This is a genomic window from Paenibacillus sp. FSL H7-0943 (assembly GCF_037963265.1).
Lineage (GTDB): Bacteria > Bacillota > Bacilli > Paenibacillales > Paenibacillaceae > Paenibacillus_AQ > Paenibacillus_AQ odorifer.
Genome location: NZ_CP150148.1, coordinates 34,166 through 53,780, shown reverse-complemented (window position 1 = coordinate 53,780; position 19,615 = coordinate 34,166). Strand labels below are relative to the sequence as shown.

23 protein-coding genes and 1 riboswitch are annotated in these 19,615 nt (G+C 44.4%); of the genes, 2 read left to right on the top strand and 21 right to left on the bottom strand.

What is annotated here, in order from left to right:
* Positions 1 to 129: 129 nt before the first annotated feature.
* Entirely contained in the window at positions 130 to 360 is a 231-nt protein-coding gene (locus NSQ55_RS00255; RefSeq protein ID WP_036678789.1) for an anti-sigma-F factor Fin family protein, read from the bottom strand.
* An 84-nt stretch (positions 361 to 444) separates the two neighbouring features.
* The gene (gene pth / locus NSQ55_RS00250; RefSeq protein WP_076130069.1) at positions 445 to 1,005 is read right to left on the bottom strand and encodes an aminoacyl-tRNA hydrolase; all 561 of its coding nucleotides are present in this window, start codon (positions 1,003 to 1,005) and stop codon (positions 445 to 447) included.
* 125 nt (positions 1,006 to 1,130) lie between these two features.
* Here pth and NSQ55_RS00245 point away from each other — a divergent pair, with 125 nt between their 5' ends.
* Entirely contained in the window at positions 1,131 to 1,331 is a 201-nt protein-coding gene (locus NSQ55_RS00245; protein WP_036678792.1) for a hypothetical protein, read from the top strand.
* Positions 1,332 to 1,419: 88 nt separating this feature from the next.
* On the opposite strand, the gene NSQ55_RS00240 is transcribed toward NSQ55_RS00245, so the two are convergent.
* The 13 genes from NSQ55_RS00240 to NSQ55_RS00180 form a co-directional block, all read right to left on the bottom strand.
* A complete protein-coding gene (locus NSQ55_RS00240; protein WP_036678796.1) occupies positions 1,420 to 2,373 on the bottom strand; it encodes a ribose-phosphate diphosphokinase in 954 nt (317 codons plus the stop codon).
* 87 nt (positions 2,374 to 2,460) lie between these two features.
* Positions 2,461 to 3,861, bottom strand: coding sequence for a bifunctional UDP-N-acetylglucosamine diphosphorylase/glucosamine-1-phosphate N-acetyltransferase GlmU (glmU, locus tag NSQ55_RS00235; RefSeq protein ID WP_076138495.1), 1,401 nt, complete (start codon positions 3,859 to 3,861; stop codon positions 2,461 to 2,463).
* Positions 3,862 to 4,133: 272 nt separating this feature from the next.
* Entirely contained in the window at positions 4,134 to 4,421 is a 288-nt protein-coding gene (gene spoVG, locus NSQ55_RS00230) for a septation regulator SpoVG (RefSeq protein WP_020425826.1), read from the bottom strand.
* Between the two features lie 209 nt (positions 4,422 to 4,630).
* Positions 4,631 to 5,458: a pur operon repressor gene (gene purR, locus NSQ55_RS00225; RefSeq protein ID WP_036678807.1), complete on the bottom strand. Its 828-nt coding sequence runs from the start codon at positions 5,456 to 5,458 to the stop codon at positions 4,631 to 4,633.
* Between the two features lie 75 nt (positions 5,459 to 5,533).
* Positions 5,534 to 6,388, bottom strand: a complete 855-nt coding sequence (ispE, locus tag NSQ55_RS00220; RefSeq protein WP_076138497.1) for a 4-(cytidine 5'-diphospho)-2-C-methyl-D-erythritol kinase — start codon at positions 6,386 to 6,388, stop codon at positions 5,534 to 5,536.
* A 140-nt stretch (positions 6,389 to 6,528) separates the two neighbouring features.
* Positions 6,529 to 6,705, bottom strand: a complete 177-nt coding sequence (locus tag NSQ55_RS00215; protein ID WP_036678812.1) for a small, acid-soluble spore protein, alpha/beta type — start codon at positions 6,703 to 6,705, stop codon at positions 6,529 to 6,531.
* A 143-nt stretch (positions 6,706 to 6,848) separates the two neighbouring features.
* The gene (locus NSQ55_RS00210) at positions 6,849 to 7,124 is read right to left on the bottom strand and encodes a Veg family protein (RefSeq protein ID WP_019914493.1); all 276 of its coding nucleotides are present in this window, start codon (positions 7,122 to 7,124) and stop codon (positions 6,849 to 6,851) included.
* Positions 7,125 to 7,400: 276 nt separating this feature from the next.
* The gene (gene yabG / locus NSQ55_RS00205; protein ID WP_036678813.1) at positions 7,401 to 8,303 is read right to left on the bottom strand and encodes a sporulation peptidase YabG; all 903 of its coding nucleotides are present in this window, start codon (positions 8,301 to 8,303) and stop codon (positions 7,401 to 7,403) included.
* A gap of 164 nt (positions 8,304 to 8,467) precedes the next feature.
* On the bottom strand, positions 8,468 to 9,352 hold the full coding sequence (gene rsmA / locus NSQ55_RS00200; protein ID WP_036678815.1) for a 16S rRNA (adenine(1518)-N(6)/adenine(1519)-N(6))-dimethyltransferase RsmA: 885 nt from the start codon (positions 9,350 to 9,352) through the stop codon (positions 8,468 to 8,470).
* Positions 9,349 to 9,900 carry a ribonuclease M5 gene (gene rnmV, locus NSQ55_RS00195; RefSeq protein WP_076194955.1) on the bottom strand — a complete coding sequence of 184 codons (552 nt, stop codon included), beginning with the start codon at positions 9,898 to 9,900 and terminating at the stop codon, positions 9,349 to 9,351. The genes rsmA and rnmV overlap by 4 nt, the downstream gene beginning before the upstream one ends.
* A gap of 176 nt (positions 9,901 to 10,076) precedes the next feature.
* Entirely contained in the window at positions 10,077 to 11,243 is a 1,167-nt protein-coding gene (locus NSQ55_RS00190) for a 3D domain-containing protein (protein ID WP_076105834.1), read from the bottom strand.
* 285 nt (positions 11,244 to 11,528) lie between these two features.
* A riboswitch (cyclic di-AMP (ydaO/yuaA leader) is annotated at positions 11,529 to 11,758 on the bottom strand.
* Positions 11,759 to 11,956: 198 nt separating this feature from the next.
* A complete protein-coding gene (locus NSQ55_RS00185) occupies positions 11,957 to 12,727 on the bottom strand; it encodes a TatD family hydrolase (protein ID WP_036678823.1) in 771 nt (256 codons plus the stop codon).
* Between the two features lie 51 nt (positions 12,728 to 12,778).
* On the bottom strand, positions 12,779 to 14,062 hold the full coding sequence (locus NSQ55_RS00180) for an HD domain-containing protein (protein ID WP_076218451.1): 1,284 nt from the start codon (positions 14,060 to 14,062) through the stop codon (positions 12,779 to 12,781).
* Positions 14,063 to 14,357: 295 nt separating this feature from the next.
* Between NSQ55_RS00180 and NSQ55_RS00175 the strand changes: the two genes are divergently transcribed.
* A complete protein-coding gene (locus NSQ55_RS00175) occupies positions 14,358 to 14,612 on the top strand; it encodes an AbrB/MazE/SpoVT family DNA-binding domain-containing protein (RefSeq protein WP_036678829.1) in 255 nt (84 codons plus the stop codon).
* Positions 14,613 to 15,031: 419 nt separating this feature from the next.
* Here NSQ55_RS00175 and rsmI read toward each other — a convergent pair whose 3' ends face one another.
* The 6 genes from rsmI to NSQ55_RS00145 form a co-directional block, all read right to left on the bottom strand.
* Entirely contained in the window at positions 15,032 to 15,943 is a 912-nt protein-coding gene (rsmI, locus tag NSQ55_RS00170) for a 16S rRNA (cytidine(1402)-2'-O)-methyltransferase (RefSeq protein WP_036678832.1), read from the bottom strand.
* Positions 15,940 to 16,713 (bottom strand): tRNA1(Val) (adenine(37)-N6)-methyltransferase, encoded by a 774-nt coding sequence (locus NSQ55_RS00165; protein ID WP_036678833.1) that lies wholly within the window; start codon positions 16,711 to 16,713, stop codon positions 15,940 to 15,942. The genes rsmI and NSQ55_RS00165 overlap by 4 nt, the downstream gene beginning before the upstream one ends.
* Before the next feature lie 109 nt (positions 16,714 to 16,822).
* Positions 16,823 to 17,188 carry a DNA replication initiation control protein YabA gene (gene yabA, locus NSQ55_RS00160; RefSeq protein WP_036678835.1) on the bottom strand — a complete coding sequence of 122 codons (366 nt, stop codon included), beginning with the start codon at positions 17,186 to 17,188 and terminating at the stop codon, positions 16,823 to 16,825.
* A gap of 30 nt (positions 17,189 to 17,218) precedes the next feature.
* Complete coding sequence (locus NSQ55_RS00155; protein ID WP_036678838.1) at positions 17,219 to 18,019, bottom strand: stage 0 sporulation family protein; 801 nt, start codon at positions 18,017 to 18,019, stop codon at positions 17,219 to 17,221.
* Between the two features lie 139 nt (positions 18,020 to 18,158).
* The gene (gene holB, locus NSQ55_RS00150) at positions 18,159 to 19,133 is read right to left on the bottom strand and encodes a DNA polymerase III subunit delta' (RefSeq protein ID WP_076099912.1); all 975 of its coding nucleotides are present in this window, start codon (positions 19,131 to 19,133) and stop codon (positions 18,159 to 18,161) included.
* A 17-nt stretch (positions 19,134 to 19,150) separates the two neighbouring features.
* Entirely contained in the window at positions 19,151 to 19,594 is a 444-nt protein-coding gene (locus NSQ55_RS00145) for a YaaR family protein (RefSeq protein ID WP_036678842.1), read from the bottom strand.
* Positions 19,595 to 19,615 lie beyond the last annotated feature (21 nt).

Sequence of the window (19,615 nt, the reverse complement as noted above, 5' to 3'; positions counted from 1 at the left end):
GGCGCACCTCTCTTACTAAACAGGCTAACGGTGGCATAGCCACCGTCACCTATTATGATTGGAATCGAAAAGAAGCCTCAGCTGTAACGCCAAGGCTTGCGGATGACGATAGAGACAGGCGCTTCCACCTTACTGAAGCGGACTTGTCAGCAGGCTAAGCTCCGGATTGTTCTCTAAAGCCTCCTTGCAATAGTCGCAAGTAACCTTTACCGTGATTTCACCTTCTGAATTATACGCTATTATATCTCTGCGCTCCGCAGGGGTCAAGGAATGAAGGCCCAACTGCATTTCTGTAACATCACTTCTATTAATACTGCCTAGAGATGTCTTACAGTGCCTACAAACATAGTTTATTGCCATCTATATGCCTCCTGAAGGTACTATATACCTTCAGTATGTCCGGGCAGCTTCATCTTTAGCCTTAAAAACAACAGGGTTTACAGATTAACCATTGAACTTAGCCATTGTCTGCTCGAATGAATGCTGTAAGCTGTATTCCAGTGCATCACAAGTATTAAGGATCATTTGCTTAAGCGGATCGCTTTCCTTCTTAGGAAAAGTAGAAAGAACATAATCGACAATAGCAAAACCTGGCTCAGGACGAGAAATACCCATTCGTACCCGATTGAAATTCTGTGTTCCTACATGCTGTATGATGGATTTAATTCCATTATGTCCACCAGCGCTTCCTTGATAACGCAAGCGGACTTTTCCGATTTCTGTATCCAAATCATCATAAACGACGATCATATCTTCAAGTTGAACTTTGTAATAATCCATATAAGCGCGAACGGCCTCACCGGATAAGTTCATAAAGGTCATGGGCTTAATCAATACGGTTTTGACGCCACCAATGACCCCTTCACCGATGACGGATTTACATTTGCTCTGGTTGAAGGCAATTCCGTTCTGGGCAGCAAGCTCATCCAAAGCCATAAAGCCAACATTATGCCTTGTTTTCGCGTACTGTGTTCCGGGATTTCCCAATCCGACAATCCATTTCATTATCGAACCTTTCCTTTCCGTTCGGGCTCTCCGGCAAGAGGAGTCCGTTTTTGGTACAATAGATCTAATCTACATATCTCTGTGCAACCAGAGCGAAATTATACTCCGAAGACAGGTGATAACCCATGCCGCACAAAGGCGAATTATTGACACATCAACGCCATTTTCAGTACCACATCCAATATGCTGTGCCCGTGGAAATATACAAGGGCGACGTGCATATTGATATCGGTGTATTAACAGCGGTAGACGAAGCTTTCGTGGAGCTACAAGGGACACTATATAACCGCAGTTTATTCACCTTTGTCTCCCGTCCCGGATATTAAATCCAGTAGTTCTACCTGTAGCACGCCGATAAGGGTTACATCTCCGAGAACGGAGGTGTAACCCTTTTGTACTATTCATTCGTTATATTTATTCAATCTCGAACAATTTACTAATCGACAACTCTTCATGAACGCGGATAATTGCCTCACCCATAAGTGGAGCCACGGACAACACCTTGAGCTTAGAGGTTGGATTCGCGCTGCGAATTGGAATGGTATCCGTCACGATAATTTCTTTGATTGGAGAATTCTCCAGACGCTCGTGTGCAGGACCAGACAATACTGGGTGTGTACAGCATGCGTATACTTCCTTCACGCCGCCTTCCATCAAAGCATTAGCACCAAGTACGATCGTTCCAGCGGTATCGATGATATCATCGATCAGGATGGCTGTTTTGCCTTCGATATTACCGATGATGTTCATAACTTCGCTGACGTTAGGTTCTGGACGACGCTTGTCTATAATAGCCAGTGGAGCGTTCAGGAAATCAGCAAGCTTTCTTGCACGTACTACACCGCCATGGTCCGGCGATACGACAACTGGGTTCTCGATTTGCTTGGAACGGAAATACTGAGCCAGAATCGGTACACCAAGCAAGTGATCCACTGGAATATCGAAGAATCCTTGAATCTGCATGGCATGAAGATCCATCGTGATTACACGGTGAGCGCCAGCCTTTTCAATTAGATTCGCTACCAGCTTAGCGGTAATGGGGTCACGGGAACGGGCTTTACGATCTTGACGGGCATATCCGTAGTAAGGGATAACCACGTTGATGCTTTTTGCGGAGGCACGTTTAAGCGCATCTACCATAACCAAAAGCTCCATCAGGTTATCATTTACAGGGCCACAAGTGGATTGAACAATATAAACATGGCATCCCCGAACGCTTTCTGACAGCTTTACCTGAATTTCTCCATCGCTGAAACTTGTGGTGTGTGATTCACCCATCGGAATCCCGATGTAATCAGCAATTTGACTAGCTAGCTTAGGATTGGAGTTACAGGTGAAAATCTTTAACTTGGAATCACAATAAGTCATAAAATATAAACCCTCCGTGACGGAATTTAGCTTTCCAAAGGCGCCGGCGCGGAAATATAAGTCCGTCCGGCGCTTCTTAGCAACGCTTTACGATGGACTCGAGTGGTCTTTCTTCGCTTTTGCACGGGAACGGATCTTCTCTGCATATCCCGGTTTGTTCTCTTGTCTTACTCTAGCTACAGCCAGATCGTTCTCGGAAACGGAACGTGTAATTGTCGAACCTGCTACAACAAAAGCCCCTTTGCCCACAGTAACTGGAGCAATAAGGTTAACATTACTGCCAATAAAGGCATCGTCTGCGATTGTTGTCTTGAATTTATTATACCCGTCGTAGTTAACGGTAATCGCACCGCACCCGACGTTTACATTCTTACCTACAGATGCGTCGCCGACATAACTAAGATGTGACACTTTTGAACCGTCACCAATAGTAGCATTCTTGATCTCGACGAAATCTCCAACCTTAACTTCTTCTCCAAGCACAGAGCCTGGACGCAAATAGGCAAAAGGCCCAACGGTTGTCCGTGCGCCGACTTGAGCTTGATTCAATACGGACTGCTTAATCGTTGCATCATCCATAATCTGACAGTCTTCGATTTCACTAGCCGGTCCGATCACACAATTGTCCCCGATTACAGTCTTCCCTTTCAGGATGGTTCCTGGATAAAGCGTAGTATCTGATCCGATAACTACATCTGCTCCGATATAAGTGGAGGCTGGATCAATGATGGTCACACCGCCCAGCATGTGTTTACGATTAATACGTTGACGCATAAAGGCTTCCGCTTCGGACAAAGCTAAACGATCATTAACGCCGATAGACTCAGCTGCGTCATGGGTCTGATATCCTAGTACGGTATCCCCTTGTGAACGAAGAATCCCAATCACATCAGTCAAATAATACTCCTGCTGGTTATTACTGTTCGTTACCTTCTCGAGTGCAGCAAATAATTTAGCATTATCAAAACAATAAGTGCCTGTATTGATTTCTTGAACGGCATCTTCTTCAGTAGTGCAATCCTTCTGCTCTACAATCTTCAGAACGCCGCCATCTTCACCACGAATAATTCTTCCGTAGCCTGTAGGCTTTTCCATAACAGCTGTCAATACGGTTGCAGCCGCATTACGCTGTTCATGAAGCGCCATGAGTCCTTCCAGGGTCTCCGTGGTTACGAGTGGTGTGTCTCCACAAATAACTATAGTTGTTCCTTCTTCGCCAGCAAGTAAATCCTTTGCTTGTTTGACAGCATGGCCAGTGCCGAGCTGAGTTTCCTGCAGAACGTATTCCGCTCCTTCACCTACATAGGCCTTAACTTTCTCTGCGCCATGCCCAACAACAACAACGGTGCGCTGGCATCCGGTCGCTTTTACTGTATCAAGCACGTGCCCTACCATCGGCTTACCGCAAACGGGGTGCAGCACCTTATATAATTTAGATTTCATTCGCTTGCCTTGACCTGCGGCAAGTACTACAGCCATTCTTTTCAAGAATGCCAACCTCCTACTCTTGAACTCACTACTGAATATATCTCATTCCGGGCAAAAAGAAAAGAGAACCATGAAGTCATGGTTCTCTTTTCTATAAACCCCAAGTTAGAAAAGCATTTATCGCTGCCTTTCGAAGATGTCGTCAAATCCTTCACCAGCAATAGCTTTTCTTGCAAGATCAGGCTGCTAATTCATGAAGTGTATGTCGGTGTGATCTTATCAAAAACGGCGGATCCTACGCCACCCAAAAGGTAGCCGTCTTCCGAGGAAGCCTAAGCTCCCTCTTCAATAACTTCTTCTTCTTCCGTAGCGGCGCGATCGTACTCGGCCAGAACCGCGGATTGAATCTTCTCGCGTGTTCCCGAAGAGATCGGGTGCGCGATATCGCGGAATTCGCCGTCCGGTGTACGCTTGCTGGGCATTGCAACAAACATCCCATTATTGCCATCGATGACGCGAATGTCATGAACAACAAACTCGTTATCGATGGTAATGGATGCGATTGCTTTCATTCTCCCCTCAGAGTTAACGCGGCGGAGTCTGACATCCGTAATTTGCATGTGTGTGTTCACCACCTTTTTCCATCAGAGACTTGGTGTATAATTCCACACAGCAAAGCGAATTCCTTCTTTTTGATTCCATAAAATACCTAAAAAAGAAATATATTTTTTGGGATATGTTGTTTTCGACATACATCGAGTAGTTTTCTTAATATTCCTTACGTTTTCGACAATTTCCACGCTTTTTGAAAATGTAAGAGAATGGCTAATCAAGAGGAAAAGTAGTTGCCCGGATGCGCCGAAATTCTCCGCTCTTTCGAGTCTACTTCACTTAGTTTTACCAAGGACACGTAATCGTGCAACAGACGCTCTTCCGTCTCTACAGCGCCTGATTCCACTAAAACGCCTACCCCAGCAACCTCGGCATTAAATTCACCGAGCAGATCGACCATACCACGTACAGTCCCTCCCGCCTTCATGAAGTCATCTACGATAAGTACTCGCGATTTCTCCTTGAGTGCACGTCTGGAGAGAGACATTGTGTGTATGCTTTTATGAGATCCTGATACGTAGTTAATACTTACTGCTGATCCCTCTGTAACCTGATGGTCACGTCGCACAAGCACTACCGGCAAGCCTAGCTGTGCTGCTGTTGCATAGGCTAGTGGAATGCCTTTCGTTTCAACGGTCATCACCACATCGATTTCCGATCCGTAAAAGGCCGTTGCGATGATCTTACCCGCCTGTTCCATCAAAGACGGCAACCCAAGTAGATCCGACATATACAAATAACCGCCAGGCAATATCCGGTCAGTCTGCTCTAGCTGCACACATAAGCGCTGCACAAAGGTAAGCGCCATATCTTTAGGCATAACCGGGATATAACGTACTCCACCCGCTGCACCAGCTAAAGTCTGCAGCTCTCCGATGCCTTCACCTTCAAATACTTCTTTTATGATTGCCAAATCTTCACTAATGGAGGACTTAGCCGCTCCATAGCGATCGGCAAATATAGACAGCGGCAGTAGTTCATGCGGCCGCTCAAGTAAAAACTGAGTCATGTCTACCAAACGTTGGCTTCTTTTTAATTTCTTCACGGAATGCTCCTCGCCAAAACCGAATATTTTAGAAAAATATATCACTTTTGTACGGGTTTACACAAGAGAAGCAGACTAATTCAGTGATCTCACTGCGTAGACTTCCTTGCAGAACCCTCGCAGTCCGTTGTAAATCCTTGCTACTTTAGACTGCTTGGACACTAACCCGAATACGGTAGGTCCGCTGCCTGACATCAGTACGCCATCTGCTCCAAGCTTTATCATCGCTTCCTTAAGCTGCTGAACCTCTGGATGCAGCTTTAGGGTAACATCTTCAAGCACGTTGCCCAGATGGTTGCACACGCCCCCAAAGTCTCCAGCTTCTATCGCTTGCTGCATCTTTCGAGCAGAAGGATGAACCGCTATATTATTGCTCCGAACGCGTCCATACACTTCTGCAGTCGATACATTGATCGGTGGTTTCGCCAACACAACCCAGCATTGTGGCGGGTTATTGATTGGTGTCAGCTTTTCGCCTCGTCCTGTAGCCAAGGCTGTGCCGCCTGTGACGCAGAAAGGTACATCAGAACCCAGCTCAGCGCCAAGCTCCTGTAGCTCCTGCGCAGGAATACCCAGACGCCACAGACGGTTTAGACCGCGTAGCGTAGCTGCGGCATCACTGCTGCCGCCAGCCAGGCCAGCCGCAACCGGAATTCTTTTATCCAGATGGATATGTACCCCACTCTTCACGTTATAACGGTCTTTAATAAGCCTTGCCGCCTGGAAAGCTAAATTTTTCTCATCCAGGGGAATATAACCAGCCTGACTTGATATTATAATAGTATCCCTTGGCAGCTCAGACAGCTCTAAGCGGTCTGCTAAATCTACCATGGTCATAATCATTTCCACCTCATGAAAACCGTCAGCACGTTTGTGCAGCACATCCAGCATCAAATTAATTTTAGCTGGTGCCTTTTCATACATTTTCAAGGCGTTCACCCACCTTCAGCTTTTCCCGTAAAAACAACTTAACATATTATATGAGAAACTTCTAATGAAGTCCAATAATAAAAGGGTGTCGCCATTTAGACGCACCCTTTTTCAGTAATATTCACTTTATAGCCTAAAATTTAAGATTTCCGCGCAGCCTGTTCAGCAAGCTGTATCGCTTTTTTCACCATGTTGCCAGCGTCTTGAGTTGTAATTCCACCCCAGCCCTCACGTTCCACGGTTTCATAAAAACCCAGCTCCTTGGCTAACTCTGTCTTCAGTTCCTCCGACATCATGCCTCGTTTTCTGCGGCTCATTACGGAATTCCTCCCTTATGAAAATAAATGATTAACCCGTTGCCCAATTAGTATGCTTGCTTAGCACACGGATCATGCACCAAATATTTGTCCCAAAAAACGCAAACAAAAAACAGCCTCCAAGGGAGACTGTTCGTGAAACATTAAGCTTTAATATACATAATCCGCATCTGCCCATCGTCTTCACAAACTGTGATTTCCACAGATTCAGTAAGTATATCGGCATAGCTATAGGAGACTCGCTTAAAAGTTTGCTGCTCCTGATCCAGTTTGACAATAAATACAGAAGGGTACGTTTCTTCCAGGACACCTGTGCGTTCAACGGTTTTACGACGACCTCCGTTTGCACGCAATGTGATCTTATGACCGACGTGAGCTTCAAGACTGCGTTTGATTTCCAACAGCGCGTTATTAGCCATTACCTGACGACCACCTCTTTTCTTGTCCATTATACAACTTTTTCAGGACAATGTCAAAGCAAATAAATAATTAATTATAGTTGATGCATATTTCGTTGTCAACGGAATTTTTTTGCGAGAAATCAGCGCCGGACTAATATCCTTGTTATCTGTAATATAGGCATTATAAAGAAAAAAAGAAAGGGTTAAGCTCAGCGCTCACCCTTTCTTTCGGATATTCTATTCAGCCCATTCAAATTACCTATATTCCTGACACCATAGACCTATCTCTGCCGCTTAAATGGCTGATGGTGTCACTTTTAGCGCCGACAGATTCTGCAGTCGCGGCATTCCGATGCGGAAGCTGCCACGGGTCTCAACACCACCAATACCCTGATTGCCGCTGATGGTATTATTCAGAACATCGCTAAGATTTACAGTATCCCTGATGGAAGTAAAGGATGATTTTGCTGCTACATACACGGGATCCAGAGCATGGATCAAAATTCGACCAGGTGAACTGGCAAAATTAGCTCCAGCTCCAAGTAAGGCCTCGAAATGAGATTGGCAAGCACCGGCAACAATAGTCAACGCATCAAAATTCCGCTCATACTCCCTAGCTACCCTAATAGCAGCTATAAAGTTTTGCGAATTTTTATAGCTATTCAGACTATACAGATCGTAAGTATGCTGTTGCTTCAGTACCCCATCATGACCAGTGATCACTACAATGTCTGGGCGTACACGGGGTAACAGCCGGTATAACGTATCAGCCATTGCAGATTCATGAACATGATGCCCTTCAGCGGGAATCCGCAGCTGCTCGTATAAGCTAAGGCTCTTATTCAAATATGCCGGATCGCCATCCAGATGTAGTACTTTACCTGGCACTTCAAAATAAGGAGCTTCCTTGGACGGTGGAGCCCATGTCCCCTCTGTTAGGGTTCCCCCGCTCCGCTGACTTTGCTCCTGACGGTCCTTCCGCAGCTGTGTCAGTGATTCTTTCGCTTTGATCTGTGCTTGCTGTCCCCGTTCCGTTATTCGGGTAGGAGGCACTTGAACCAGGTCATCCAGAGGAGAATCCGCCAACAGGCGGAAATCTGTGCCTTTAATGACGGCTCTATCCTGCACAATATTATCTACACGAAATGTTAAATCACCGCCATAAGATTTGCGAACGACCAAGTCTCCTAAATTCATTACAACCACCACCTCTACCCCATCGTATGGGCAAAGGCCTCAGTTGGTTCATAACTCGCCATATTTTTAAAATATAAGAATGTATAATGCTCCACCACAATAACATCCTTATATTTCTACGAAAAACGGTTGTCGTCCTTAAGACAACAACCGTTTCTTATTGCTTATTCAATTCCAGCGGCTAGCAAAACACCGCTTAAGCGGGCGTATTCTTCAAGACTGAGTGTTTCTCCGCGACGGGTCGGTTCAATACCCGCTTCTGCGAGTAAAGCCTCCAGCTGCTCACGTCCTTGTTCAGGGAAGTAACGAGCCTTCAGATTGTTAGCAATCGTCTTGCGGCGCTGTGTGAAAGAAGCGTGAACCACTTCAAAGAAATGCTTCTCACTCTCCACCTTTACCGGAGGATGCTCTCTAACCTTCAGACGGATAACAGCAGACTCCACATTAGGTTGAGGGATGAATACCGTACGTGGCACGATACAGACGAGCTCAGGCTCGCTGTAGTACTGCACGGCAATGCTAAGACTTCCGTATTCCTTTCCACCTGGAGATGCAGCCATACGCTCCGCAACCTCCTTCTGAATCATTACAACGATGTTATCAAGGGGAAGCTTCTCTTCGAGCAGCTTCATCAGAATCGGAGTAGTCACATAATAAGGCAGGTTAGCAACCACACTGACCTTGTTCACAGTGGTGAAATCTTCCTTGAACATTTCCTGCAAGTTCACATTGAGGACATCATCGTTACGAACCTTAACATGGGGATAGGGGGAAAGTACGTCTTTTAATATTGGAATCAGTCTACGGTCAATCTCTACGGCAGTTACAGCACCCGCTGTTAGTGCCAGACGCTCCGTCAGCGCTCCAATTCCCGGCCCGATCTCCAGCGCCCCAGAATCGCTATCTAGTCCAGCAGCGTCTACAATCTTGTCCAAAATATTTTGATCAATCAAAAAATTCTGTCCCAGGCTTTTCTTGAACTTGAATCCATAACGTTGAATAATCTCTTTGGTCCGTTTTGGAGTCGAAATTTCCTCTCTACCACTCATGAAGTAATGCCTCCCTGATCAATTTGGGCGAGAGCCCCGGCAAATTCCTCCCGCGTAATCCCAAACATCGCCAGCCGCTTGTACAGCTGTTTGCCGTTACAATATCCGATTCCAAGCAAATTACCAAGCGCCATACGTCTTTCAGCAGCCCGAGGGTGTACAAGCATTCCAGCGGCCATAAGATCATCAATACCAATCAAAGCAGGTGCTCCTTCAAAAGAGGTATGTACATTACGCAGCGCATGACGAATCGCCTCTGGCGATGCATTCTCTACACCGATATCCCCTTTTCGAGTTGCGTCCTTCTCTGGAATAAAAGCATGCTTGCAGCCCGGCACCTTCGCTGAAACGATTTTACGAATTCGCTCCCCAGCATGGTCCGGGTCCGTAAGAATAATAACCCCTCTACGTTCCATAGCAAGCGCGATCTTAGCAATTACAGTCCGGTTTATAGCAGATCCGCCTGTCTCAATGGTATCCGCTTCTACAGCACGCTTAATGGCTACGGTATCGCTTTTGCCTTCAACGACGATTAATTCCTTAATCATATTTCTTGACTCCTTCCAAAAAAAGCAAAAAGAAGAGGATTCGCTCCTCTTCTTTTGGTTAAAGAATGTATAAGTGATGAGCGGTTGCTCTGCGATCAACGAAATGATCATCCAGCGTTCCTTAACGGTTATCATCACTATAGCTTATCAAAGGATTTTTTGCAAAAGCTTCAGTTCTAGTTAAGCTCTGGTTTCACAGGTCCAATCACATAAACGGTACGTGATTTACGGCCGAAATTACGAGCATGGCTCAGGGAATCATAATAGACATCCACTTTATTGCCTTTAATGGCACCGCCAGTATCCTCTGCACGGCGGAATCCAAGCCCATCGATATAAACCCACCAGCCAATAGGAATTACATTCGGATCTACTGCAATTGTACGACCTTCCGTTACGCGTGTTCCGGAGGCAGTTTTAGTACCTATCCCTGGCTCTTCTGACGAATAAGCTGTCATGGAGACGTTCTTAATCATCTTCTTGTACTCAAAGTCTACGCCAGCCTTGCTTGTGACGTTCTTAGTCTTAGCGCTAACTTTAGTCGTTTTGGAGGTAGTGCTTGATTTGGAAGTTGTTGTAGCTTTAGCAACTACAGTAGGCTTAGGAAGTGCTTTAGTACCAACGGCAATGATCTTATCTTTTGTTACCGTTTGTACTTCCTTGCCGATCATGCGCATAGAGGCCAGTTCTCCGTCTTGATAGATCTTTTCAATATGCTGAACCATGACGCCTGGTTTGCCTGCCTGTGCCACTCTAACTGTTCCCACAGTAAGGGAGGGATCTGCTGTCTTAATAACACGGAAAGGTAAGTTAGTTGTTCGCTGTACCGTTTGCTTGTTGATACGAACGATCTTAATCTCCATGTCAGCAGAGATGGTGGTGTCTAACGAAGGAAAAATCTTGTCATAGCCTTCTAGGTTGATACCCAGTTTGTCAATCGCTTGACCGATAGTGTCTTCGGTCGTATATAACGTTTTTGTTGCTCCGTCCGCAGTAAGGCTAAATTTCTGCGCACGATTGATAACGACACGGTCACCGTCTTTTATTTCATCACTCAGACCTAAAGATAATTCATCATGCGGCTGCAGCGAAATTTGCTCTTTCTCCAACACATCACCAAGAAGTGCTTCTCGCGTTTCAAGTGTCTGTGTTTGCCCGTCTATTACTAAAACTAATTGTTTATTACTTTGACCGTGTACGTACAGCAGAATTAACAGCGCGATTGCGATTGAAATCACACCTGCAAGTAAAAGTACGCGAGTATTTACTTGCTCCCACCGTAATGCGAAAGACCTGCTGGATGACTGCGAATCATGGGATACCTCTGGTTGGAATAAGCCCATTCTCTCCATCCTCCTTACATAGCCTCGTCGTCAATTTGTATATCATGAGGACTGAATTTCTTTGACGAAACTATTTGAGATTGTCACAGGATACGCACGTATTAACTTAGCGTCTCCTGCTCATGGATCGCCTGCTCGGCACAGCTACTCCTACACCTGTTATATAACAGTATGCGGGCAACATTCAGTTTATTCAAAAATAAAGAAGCCTAAAAAGAGTTCTCTTGAGGACTCTTTCGTGGCTTCTCCGATGTCAGAATACGCGGGAATGTTTGTGCACGAGGTTGCCTCTCTTACTTGCGCTTACGGGGTTAGCTGTCGGGTTCGGACGAAAGAGAGACGCCCTATTTCAGGTCACCCGCTCACGGCGGTTGCCCTTAAATTCACCCCAAAGACCACGTGAAGAAATCAAATATTGTTCTGCGGCAATTCCTAGTCGTATTCAAGATACAGGCATGCGGCAGTTCAATATTGGTTCCCCCGTTCTCCATACGGAGACTCAGCGAGACGATCCATGAATCAATGGCTGTCACAATAACAACAGCTCACATCACTGAAAAGATGATATCCTGTTTTGATGCATGTTGTAAAGGACGATTCAACCACGTTTACGCAAATATATGGTTAAAATATTGTAATAATCAGCCGTTTTTATATTAAAAAAGTTTAATATATCGGCCATTCTCTATTTTTCACCCGTTTTACTCCTGTTTTCAGACAATCCCAAATCGTTCCAGTGCGTTCGCATACGTAATTTTAGCCAATTCTTCCCATGTTAACCCTTTAATTTCAGCCGCAGCCTCTGCTACTAACTTCACATGAGCACTCTCATTTCGCTTGCCTCGGAAGGGGTGTGGAGTCAAATATGGAGCGTCTGTTTCGATCAATAATCTGTCCAATGGCGTCTGTGCAAGCACCTCTTTAGGCACTCTGGCATTTTTGAACGTGATCGGTCCTCCAAATGACAAATGAAATCCTAGATCTAGACACATTTTTGCGGTTTCCCAGCTGCCTGAGAAAGAATGCATTACGCCACCTATTTCATTTGCTTTTTCCTCCCGTAAAATCCGTACGACATCTTCATGGGCATCACGGTCATGTATACAGATTGGCATTTTTAGTTCACGGGCTAGTCCAATTTGTTTGCGGAAGACCTCCTGCTGCACATCCTTGGGAGAGGTATCCCAATAATAATCCAACCCAATCTCTCCGATGGCCACCACTTTCTCATGGCTGCAAAGAGAGGCGATCCAATCGAGGTCCCCCTCTTTCATATCAATCGCATCCTGTGGATGCCAGCCCACCGCTGCATAAATATAATCATAAGATTCAGCCAGCTTCATCGTTGAAGGGATCGTTTCCCGATTAAATCCAATATTGATCATCTTGCTAACTCCGGCCTCTACTGCACGAGCTATAACTTCCTCGCGATCCTCGTCGAATTGAGGCGCATCTAAATGTGTATGTGTGTCGAACAGATACATTTTAAAGCTCACTCCTTGTTGTTTTTATCAATAGTTCCATAAATATTTGTATTATTTTGCAAAAATCTCTGCTACAGAAGAGGGCAACCGTGTAAGGGCTTTTTTCAGCTTATCCTGTGGGAAATATAGGTGATATCTGCCACGATGAATTCCGCTTATTGAGCGCACAATATCCGATACCTCTGAAATTTCCCGCAATTGCTCATTGCGATCAAGCAGTAAAATTTGATTATTGTCGAAGGCTGCTCCTGGACGGAACACATCATAAGGCAAATCTGTCGGATAATCAATCTCTAAGTCATATTCTGGGTTAAGTCCCGCTCCCGCAAAACTGCTGCGGATTTCCGTAATCATATCTGTATCCAAATTCTCAATCTCTACATATTTATACAGTTTACGATGAATAAAACGGGTACACAAGTCGCTTAATAACTCATCTTCTTCAAGTGTCCATTGCATAAAAGCAGTCTGTACCAGTGCCTCATCAAGCATTAAATATTGCTTCACTGTTACTTCTCCTCGAAAGAGATCTTCCAGCGGAGCGATCATAAAGCGAAATTTGTACTCCTCTTGGAACAACTCTTTAGCTCTACGGAAGATTTGACGCAAAATAATTTCAGAGCTGCGCGTCACCGGATGAAAATATACCTGCCAGTACATTTGATAACGCGACATTAAATAATCTTCAATGGCATGCATACCTGATTCTTTTACTACAATCCGCCCATTATAAGGACGAAGCATTCTCAAAATCCGATCAATATCGATGGTTCCATAGTTTACACCTGTATAGTACGCATCACGCAGCAAATAATCCATACGATCAGCATCCAGCGGACTAGAAACCAAATTTACAACAATTTCATGCTCATATGTCTTAGAGATAACTGAGGCTACTTTACGAGGAAAATCTTCCTCCACATCACGCAATATTTCGGTGATCTCCGTGTCCTCCAAAATAATTCGGCAGGTCCAATCCTCATGGTTCATTTCAAAAGCTTCTTCTATAGAATGTGAAAATGGACCATGCCCTAAATCATGCAGCAAAGCCGCACACAAAGTAAGCAAACTTTCTTCAGGAATCCAATCCTTATACCCGCTGCGCTCAAATTGCGAAATGATTCTGCGTGTAATTTCATATACTCCTAAAGAATGAGAAAAACGACTATGCTCTGCACCATGAAAAGTGAGATATGAGGTACCTAACTGGCGAATCCGGCGTAAACGCTGAAATTCTTTTGTATTAATTAGTCGCCAAATAATCGTATCCTGTACGTGAATATAATTATGAACGGGATCCTTGAAAACTTTTTCTTCCGTGAGCGGCTGCTTCATGAGATCAACTCCTTCTAATAATTTAATATGATTTTAACTAATATCAGTATATAATAAGTAATTATGTCGTACTTTGTCGAAAAGTATCATTTTTGGTCTTGGTAAATCGACAAAATGCTTTCAGGGTAATTCTTAATTTTTATAGGGACATTCAAAGTTCTTATGGAAATTTTCTTATTCAGCCTATGAAAAAAGGTTGACTGATTTGGGAATCGTTGGTATTATAAGTATCATAAAACAGTGAACAATGTCGAATAATGACGTTTTTGGAACATTGAGAGGAGTAACGATTGTTATGATGAAATCAACAGGAATTGTAAGAAAAGTAGACGAACTTGGACGGGTTGTTATTCCTATTGAATTACGCCGTACACTTGGCATTGGCGAAAAGGACGCACTGGAAATTTACGTTGATGGCGAACGGATTATGCTTAAAAAGTATGAGCCTGCCTGCATTTTCTGTGGCAACGCTGAGAACGTAACTTACTTTAAAGGAAAAATAGTTTGTCATGAATGCATATCTTCCATCCCTACCCCTGTGACAAACTAAATTAAATAGTATATAATAGAACTAATCAAATTGTTAATTCTAACCTTTTCATATCTCCTTGACCTCCCGTGACCGCGGGAGGTATTTTTTATGTCTGGGTTTGCCCTCCTGGTTATCCCCTTCCTAAGGGCAATGTGCTTCAAGACGGAACTAGTAATACTTAGTTGTATTTCTTACAGTTATTTTAAATGCTTTTTACCATTAAACGAATTAATTGTATTTTGTACACTTATATTTCCTATATCTCCGTGAAATCAATCCTTTCCACCTTTATAACTGTATGAAGTACAACTAAACGAACAAATACATAAAAAAATTCAAAAATAACTGTACAAAATACATTTAACCCGCAGATAAATCATTCAAGCTCGAAACGGCTCCGAAAATCCTTAGTTATTCTAGGAATTCGTCTATAACACTTACTCTTCTGCTCTATCAAGCAACGCATTATAAATATCCCGTTTGGCTACACCCCGGTCTGATGCCGCTTTTTTCATAGCCTCTTTCCGTGGTACATCCTGTGCTTCGTAATGAGCTACATGATCTTCAATGCTTAACTGACGCCACCACGCCGATTCTGCGATTTCTGCATCTTCCTTGCTCTCCCCTTCTACGACAATAACATATTCGCCTAGCGGAGGATGTTCAGCCAGCCATAGTGTACATTCCTCAATCGAACCGCGTAGAAACTCCTCATATCTTTTCGTTAATTCACGTGCCAACACAATCTGGCGATTACCGAATGCTTCTTGAAGATGAGCAAGTGTCTTAACTACGCGATGGGGAGATTCGTAGAACAACAAAGTGCCTTGAGCCGAACGAAGTGGACTTAATACTGCTCGGATGTCCTTACGCTCTCGGGGAAGAAAGCCGATAAAGGTGAACGTATTCGTAGATAGACCAGAAGCGATCAAAGCTGACAACGCTGCGTTAGCTCCAGGGATAGGAATCACCGGAATTCCATGACTTATTGCAAGGGCTACAAGATCCGCTCCAGGGTCAGAAATCGCTGGTAAACCGGCATCGCTGACGAGTGCCAAATTTTTTCCTTCTATTATATAGCGTACAAGCTCAGGTCCACTGGCGGCCTTATTATGCTCATGATAACTAAACAACATCGAAGGTGAAATCTCAAAGTGGCTGAGTAATTTTCGGGTCTGTCTCGTATCTTCCGCGGCAATAATATCACATTCCTGCAATGTACGGACTGCACGATAGGTCATATCCTCCAGATTACCGATAGGTGTAGCCACCAGAAAAAGCGACCCTGTTGTCTCCTGAGTACTGGTATTAGTCTTGTTTTGAAAACTGCTTTGGCATGATATCGTCATGATTTACCCTCTTTAGCACCATAGTAGATGTCCATAATCTCTGGACAGTATTGATTGTCCTCATTATATACGATGAGCGGTGGTTGTAAACGAACCTCAGGCTTTCCATCACGTGCGGCTTCGATTAATACCATATTTGCCTCCAGATGGGCACGTGGATGTACAAACCGAATAATCTTTGGCTCGAGTCTATATTGTCTCATAAGACTGATAATATCAACCAACCGTTGTGGTTTATGAACCATACTTACCTTTCCGCCCGTCCGAACCAATCGCACACAAGCCTGAATGACCTCCTCCAGTGTACAACCTATCTCATGGCGAGCCATAGCCTGATGGTTGTTCAGCTTCAGATCACTGCCATTAAGCGGCATATAAGGAGGGTTCACCGTTATTGCATCATACACACCATGTCCTGCGGTAGTATATAACTCGCGCAAATCACCTTCATGAATTACAACCTGATCCTGAAGGCCATTTAGAGCCACGCTACGACGAGCCATATCAGCTAAACGAGGTTGTATTTCAATACCTTCTATAGAAGCTTTTGTCCGGGTAGTCATTAAAATCGGTATTACACCATTTCCCGTACAAAGATCTAGAACTCTTCCACGTGGCGGAACACTGGCGAAACGAGCAAGCAATACAGCATCCATAGAAAAACTAAATACTTCATCACTTTGAATAATGCGCAGATCATGTGTTAGTAGATCATCCACCCGCTCCGTCGGTAACAAGGGGACAGATATATCATTAAAAGAATTCGTCATGTAATAATCTCCTAAAGGTTTTGATGAGAAAAACTTGCTTCAAATGCATGTGCCTATTGGCTAAAATTCAAAAAAAACCGTAGGATAAATCTCCTACGGCTGGATATCCTCATTTATTAAGAAAAGAAAGACAGAACAGACAGTCACCTTCCGTGCGTAAATGTCCAAAATAAACATTACAGATGTGAAAGCCTTCGTGGTAAAGTCGAGCCAAGTTGTCATAACCCTCCCCGACAACCTCTTCTGTTCCCTCTCCGGTAGCTAAAAGAGCTTCCGCCTCCGCAGAATCTACGGTAGGATCCAAAGGTGCATCCCGCTTTAAAATTTTGCGAAGCTGTTCATTCTCCAGAGTTAACCTCTGGTTAGCTTCCATCAGTTCTTTTACCGTCTGTTTCCATTCACCAAGATTGGCGCGCATCGTTTCCATCTGCGCTTCCATATCCTGCATGTGTGCAAATATATTTTTCTTCTCCAAGTTTCCACCCCGAAAGTAACCTTATATGGTTTACTTGACGACAACATCATCCATTGGAAGTTCCTTAACTTTGCCCACTTCAAACAACTGTACATGAACCGTACGGTTTCCGGCATTGATCCCTACTACTTTGCCATCCCCCAATGAGGTCACGACAATCTTGCCGACCGCTGGCATTTCTTCCTTTACACTCTCATAATTGTCATGCTCAAATTTCAAACAACACATCAGACGTCCACAAAGTCCGGAAATCTTGGTCGGATTAAGTGAAAGGTTCTGATCCTTGGCCATTTTTATGGATACGGGTTCAAAATCCCCTAACCAAGAGGAGCAGCAAAGCACTCGTCCACAAGGTCCAAGTCCACCTAGCATCTTAGCTTCATCACGTACCCCAATTTGCCGAAGCTCAATGCGGGTCCGAAAAATACTTGCCAGATCCTTAACCAATTCTCTAAAGTCAACGCGTCCTTCAGCCGTAAAGTAAAATATAATCTTATTACGGTCAAAAGTAAACTCTACATCTACGAGCTTCATTTTGAGACCGTGGTCGCGTATTTTATTTAAACAGGTGGTAAAAGCCTCCTTAGCGGCGCTTTTGTTCTCCTCAACAACGCGTGCGTCGGTTTCTCCGGCAATACGCATCACTTTTTTGAGGGGTAGTACAACATCGGACTCCTCCACCTCTTTTTTGCCTACGACAACCTTACCGTATTCCACCCCACGTGCTGTCTCAACAATAACACATTGATCTCGTTCAATCGGAAAATCAAGTGGATCAAAATAATATATTTTACCCGCTTTTTTAAAACGGACACCTACTACGCTGTACAAAAATTAACCCCCTTGTTTGCCGGTAAAAGGAACCTATGGGCATGTCCGCTCCCTGATGATCCATGCTTGTCCTTCCTCGTCTGTTAAAACGATACTTCCAGGTAAAGCGACATCCGGAGGATATATCATTGCTAATCCTTTAACTTTCCAGTCGGATTAAGAACTGCTCCAGACACAACTGGGCATTGGCATTGGAACGCAGCTTCTTAGTACTCTCTGCAGCATATCCCATATAAGCCACCCATTGTTCCGCACTGCGCCCACGGGCATGCCTGGAAATAAAGTCTAACTGATCTATAAAAACGATACTTTCGTGCTTGCGGTACAGGAAGTAGAGCATATCTTTAAACCATAGATGGAACATGCTGAAAAGGATATCCAAATGTTCAGCGAGCCCAGTCTTGAACAGCTTCTGCCCGGCAGTTGCTACCGTGGAGCTGCCCTTGCTTAAGGACTCCTTAGCTAATTGTAACACTAGATTTCTCATTTCTGCAAACCAATTCTGTTCCAAAAGTTCCCTGCAACCATCAAGTCCCGAACTGAGTGATACTGCACATCGAGCTAAGGGGATCGGCACACCCTCACTTGCTAGCGCTTGAAGCATAATATCCGGATTTAACGGACTAAATGGGATCCGCTGAGTCCGTGACTGAATCGTCGGCAATAAAGAACGACTATTATCAGATATTAGGATTCCTACTGCCGGAGCTGGCGGTTCTTCCAGAAACTTCAACAAACTATTGGCAGCTTGTACCGTCATTTTGTCTGCCCCATCTATAATATAAACCTTTGGATTCACACCCTCAGATCGATAGGAAAAGACACGCTGCAGCTCACGGATCTGATCTATTTTTATGCTTGCACCGTCGGGCTGCAGCAATGACAAATCAGGATGGTTTCCATGCTCAACCTTTCGGCACTCTAGACATTCGCCACAGGCGTCATCCTTGCTTTCCGTGCAAAAAATTGCTTGGGCAAACATCAGCGCCGTCTTCATTTGTCCACTGCCTGCTGGTCCTGTAAATAAATAAGCATGGCTCACAGCGTCCTTGCGCAAGGCATTTTGGAGTAGCCGTTTAGCATGCTCCTGGCCTACTATATCATGAAAAGGCATAATTTCCTCCCAAAACTTTAAAAAGAAAGGTTGATTAACAACCCGCGAATTTCTCCAACACGTCCCAACAGATCTATTCGGCCCTGCTCACTATTCAGCAGATCGTCTGCCATAGATAGCAAAGCCGCATCAATTTCCTCAAGCAGCTTGTAACGCTTACCCCGCCCACGTCTATCCCATCCACGTGTCTCTTTCAGTATAACGCCTCTACGAGCGGTTTCTTCCAGAAACCTTTTGATCATCATCCGGTAAATGGTGAGTTCACGAATGGTCATAGACTTAGATAAACGGTCGCCTTGTGACTGTATTTCTTTGATCTGGCGGTTTAGTTCATCTTTGGTTTTCTGTTCACCTTGCTGCTGAAAAACGTCAGAGAACGATTTCTGCTGAACAGGCTTATTAGCCCCTTCTGCATTTGGAAGCTCACTCTTTAAGGGCCTATATCCCGGATTGATCTTCAAAGGTTATCTACCGCCCCTTTT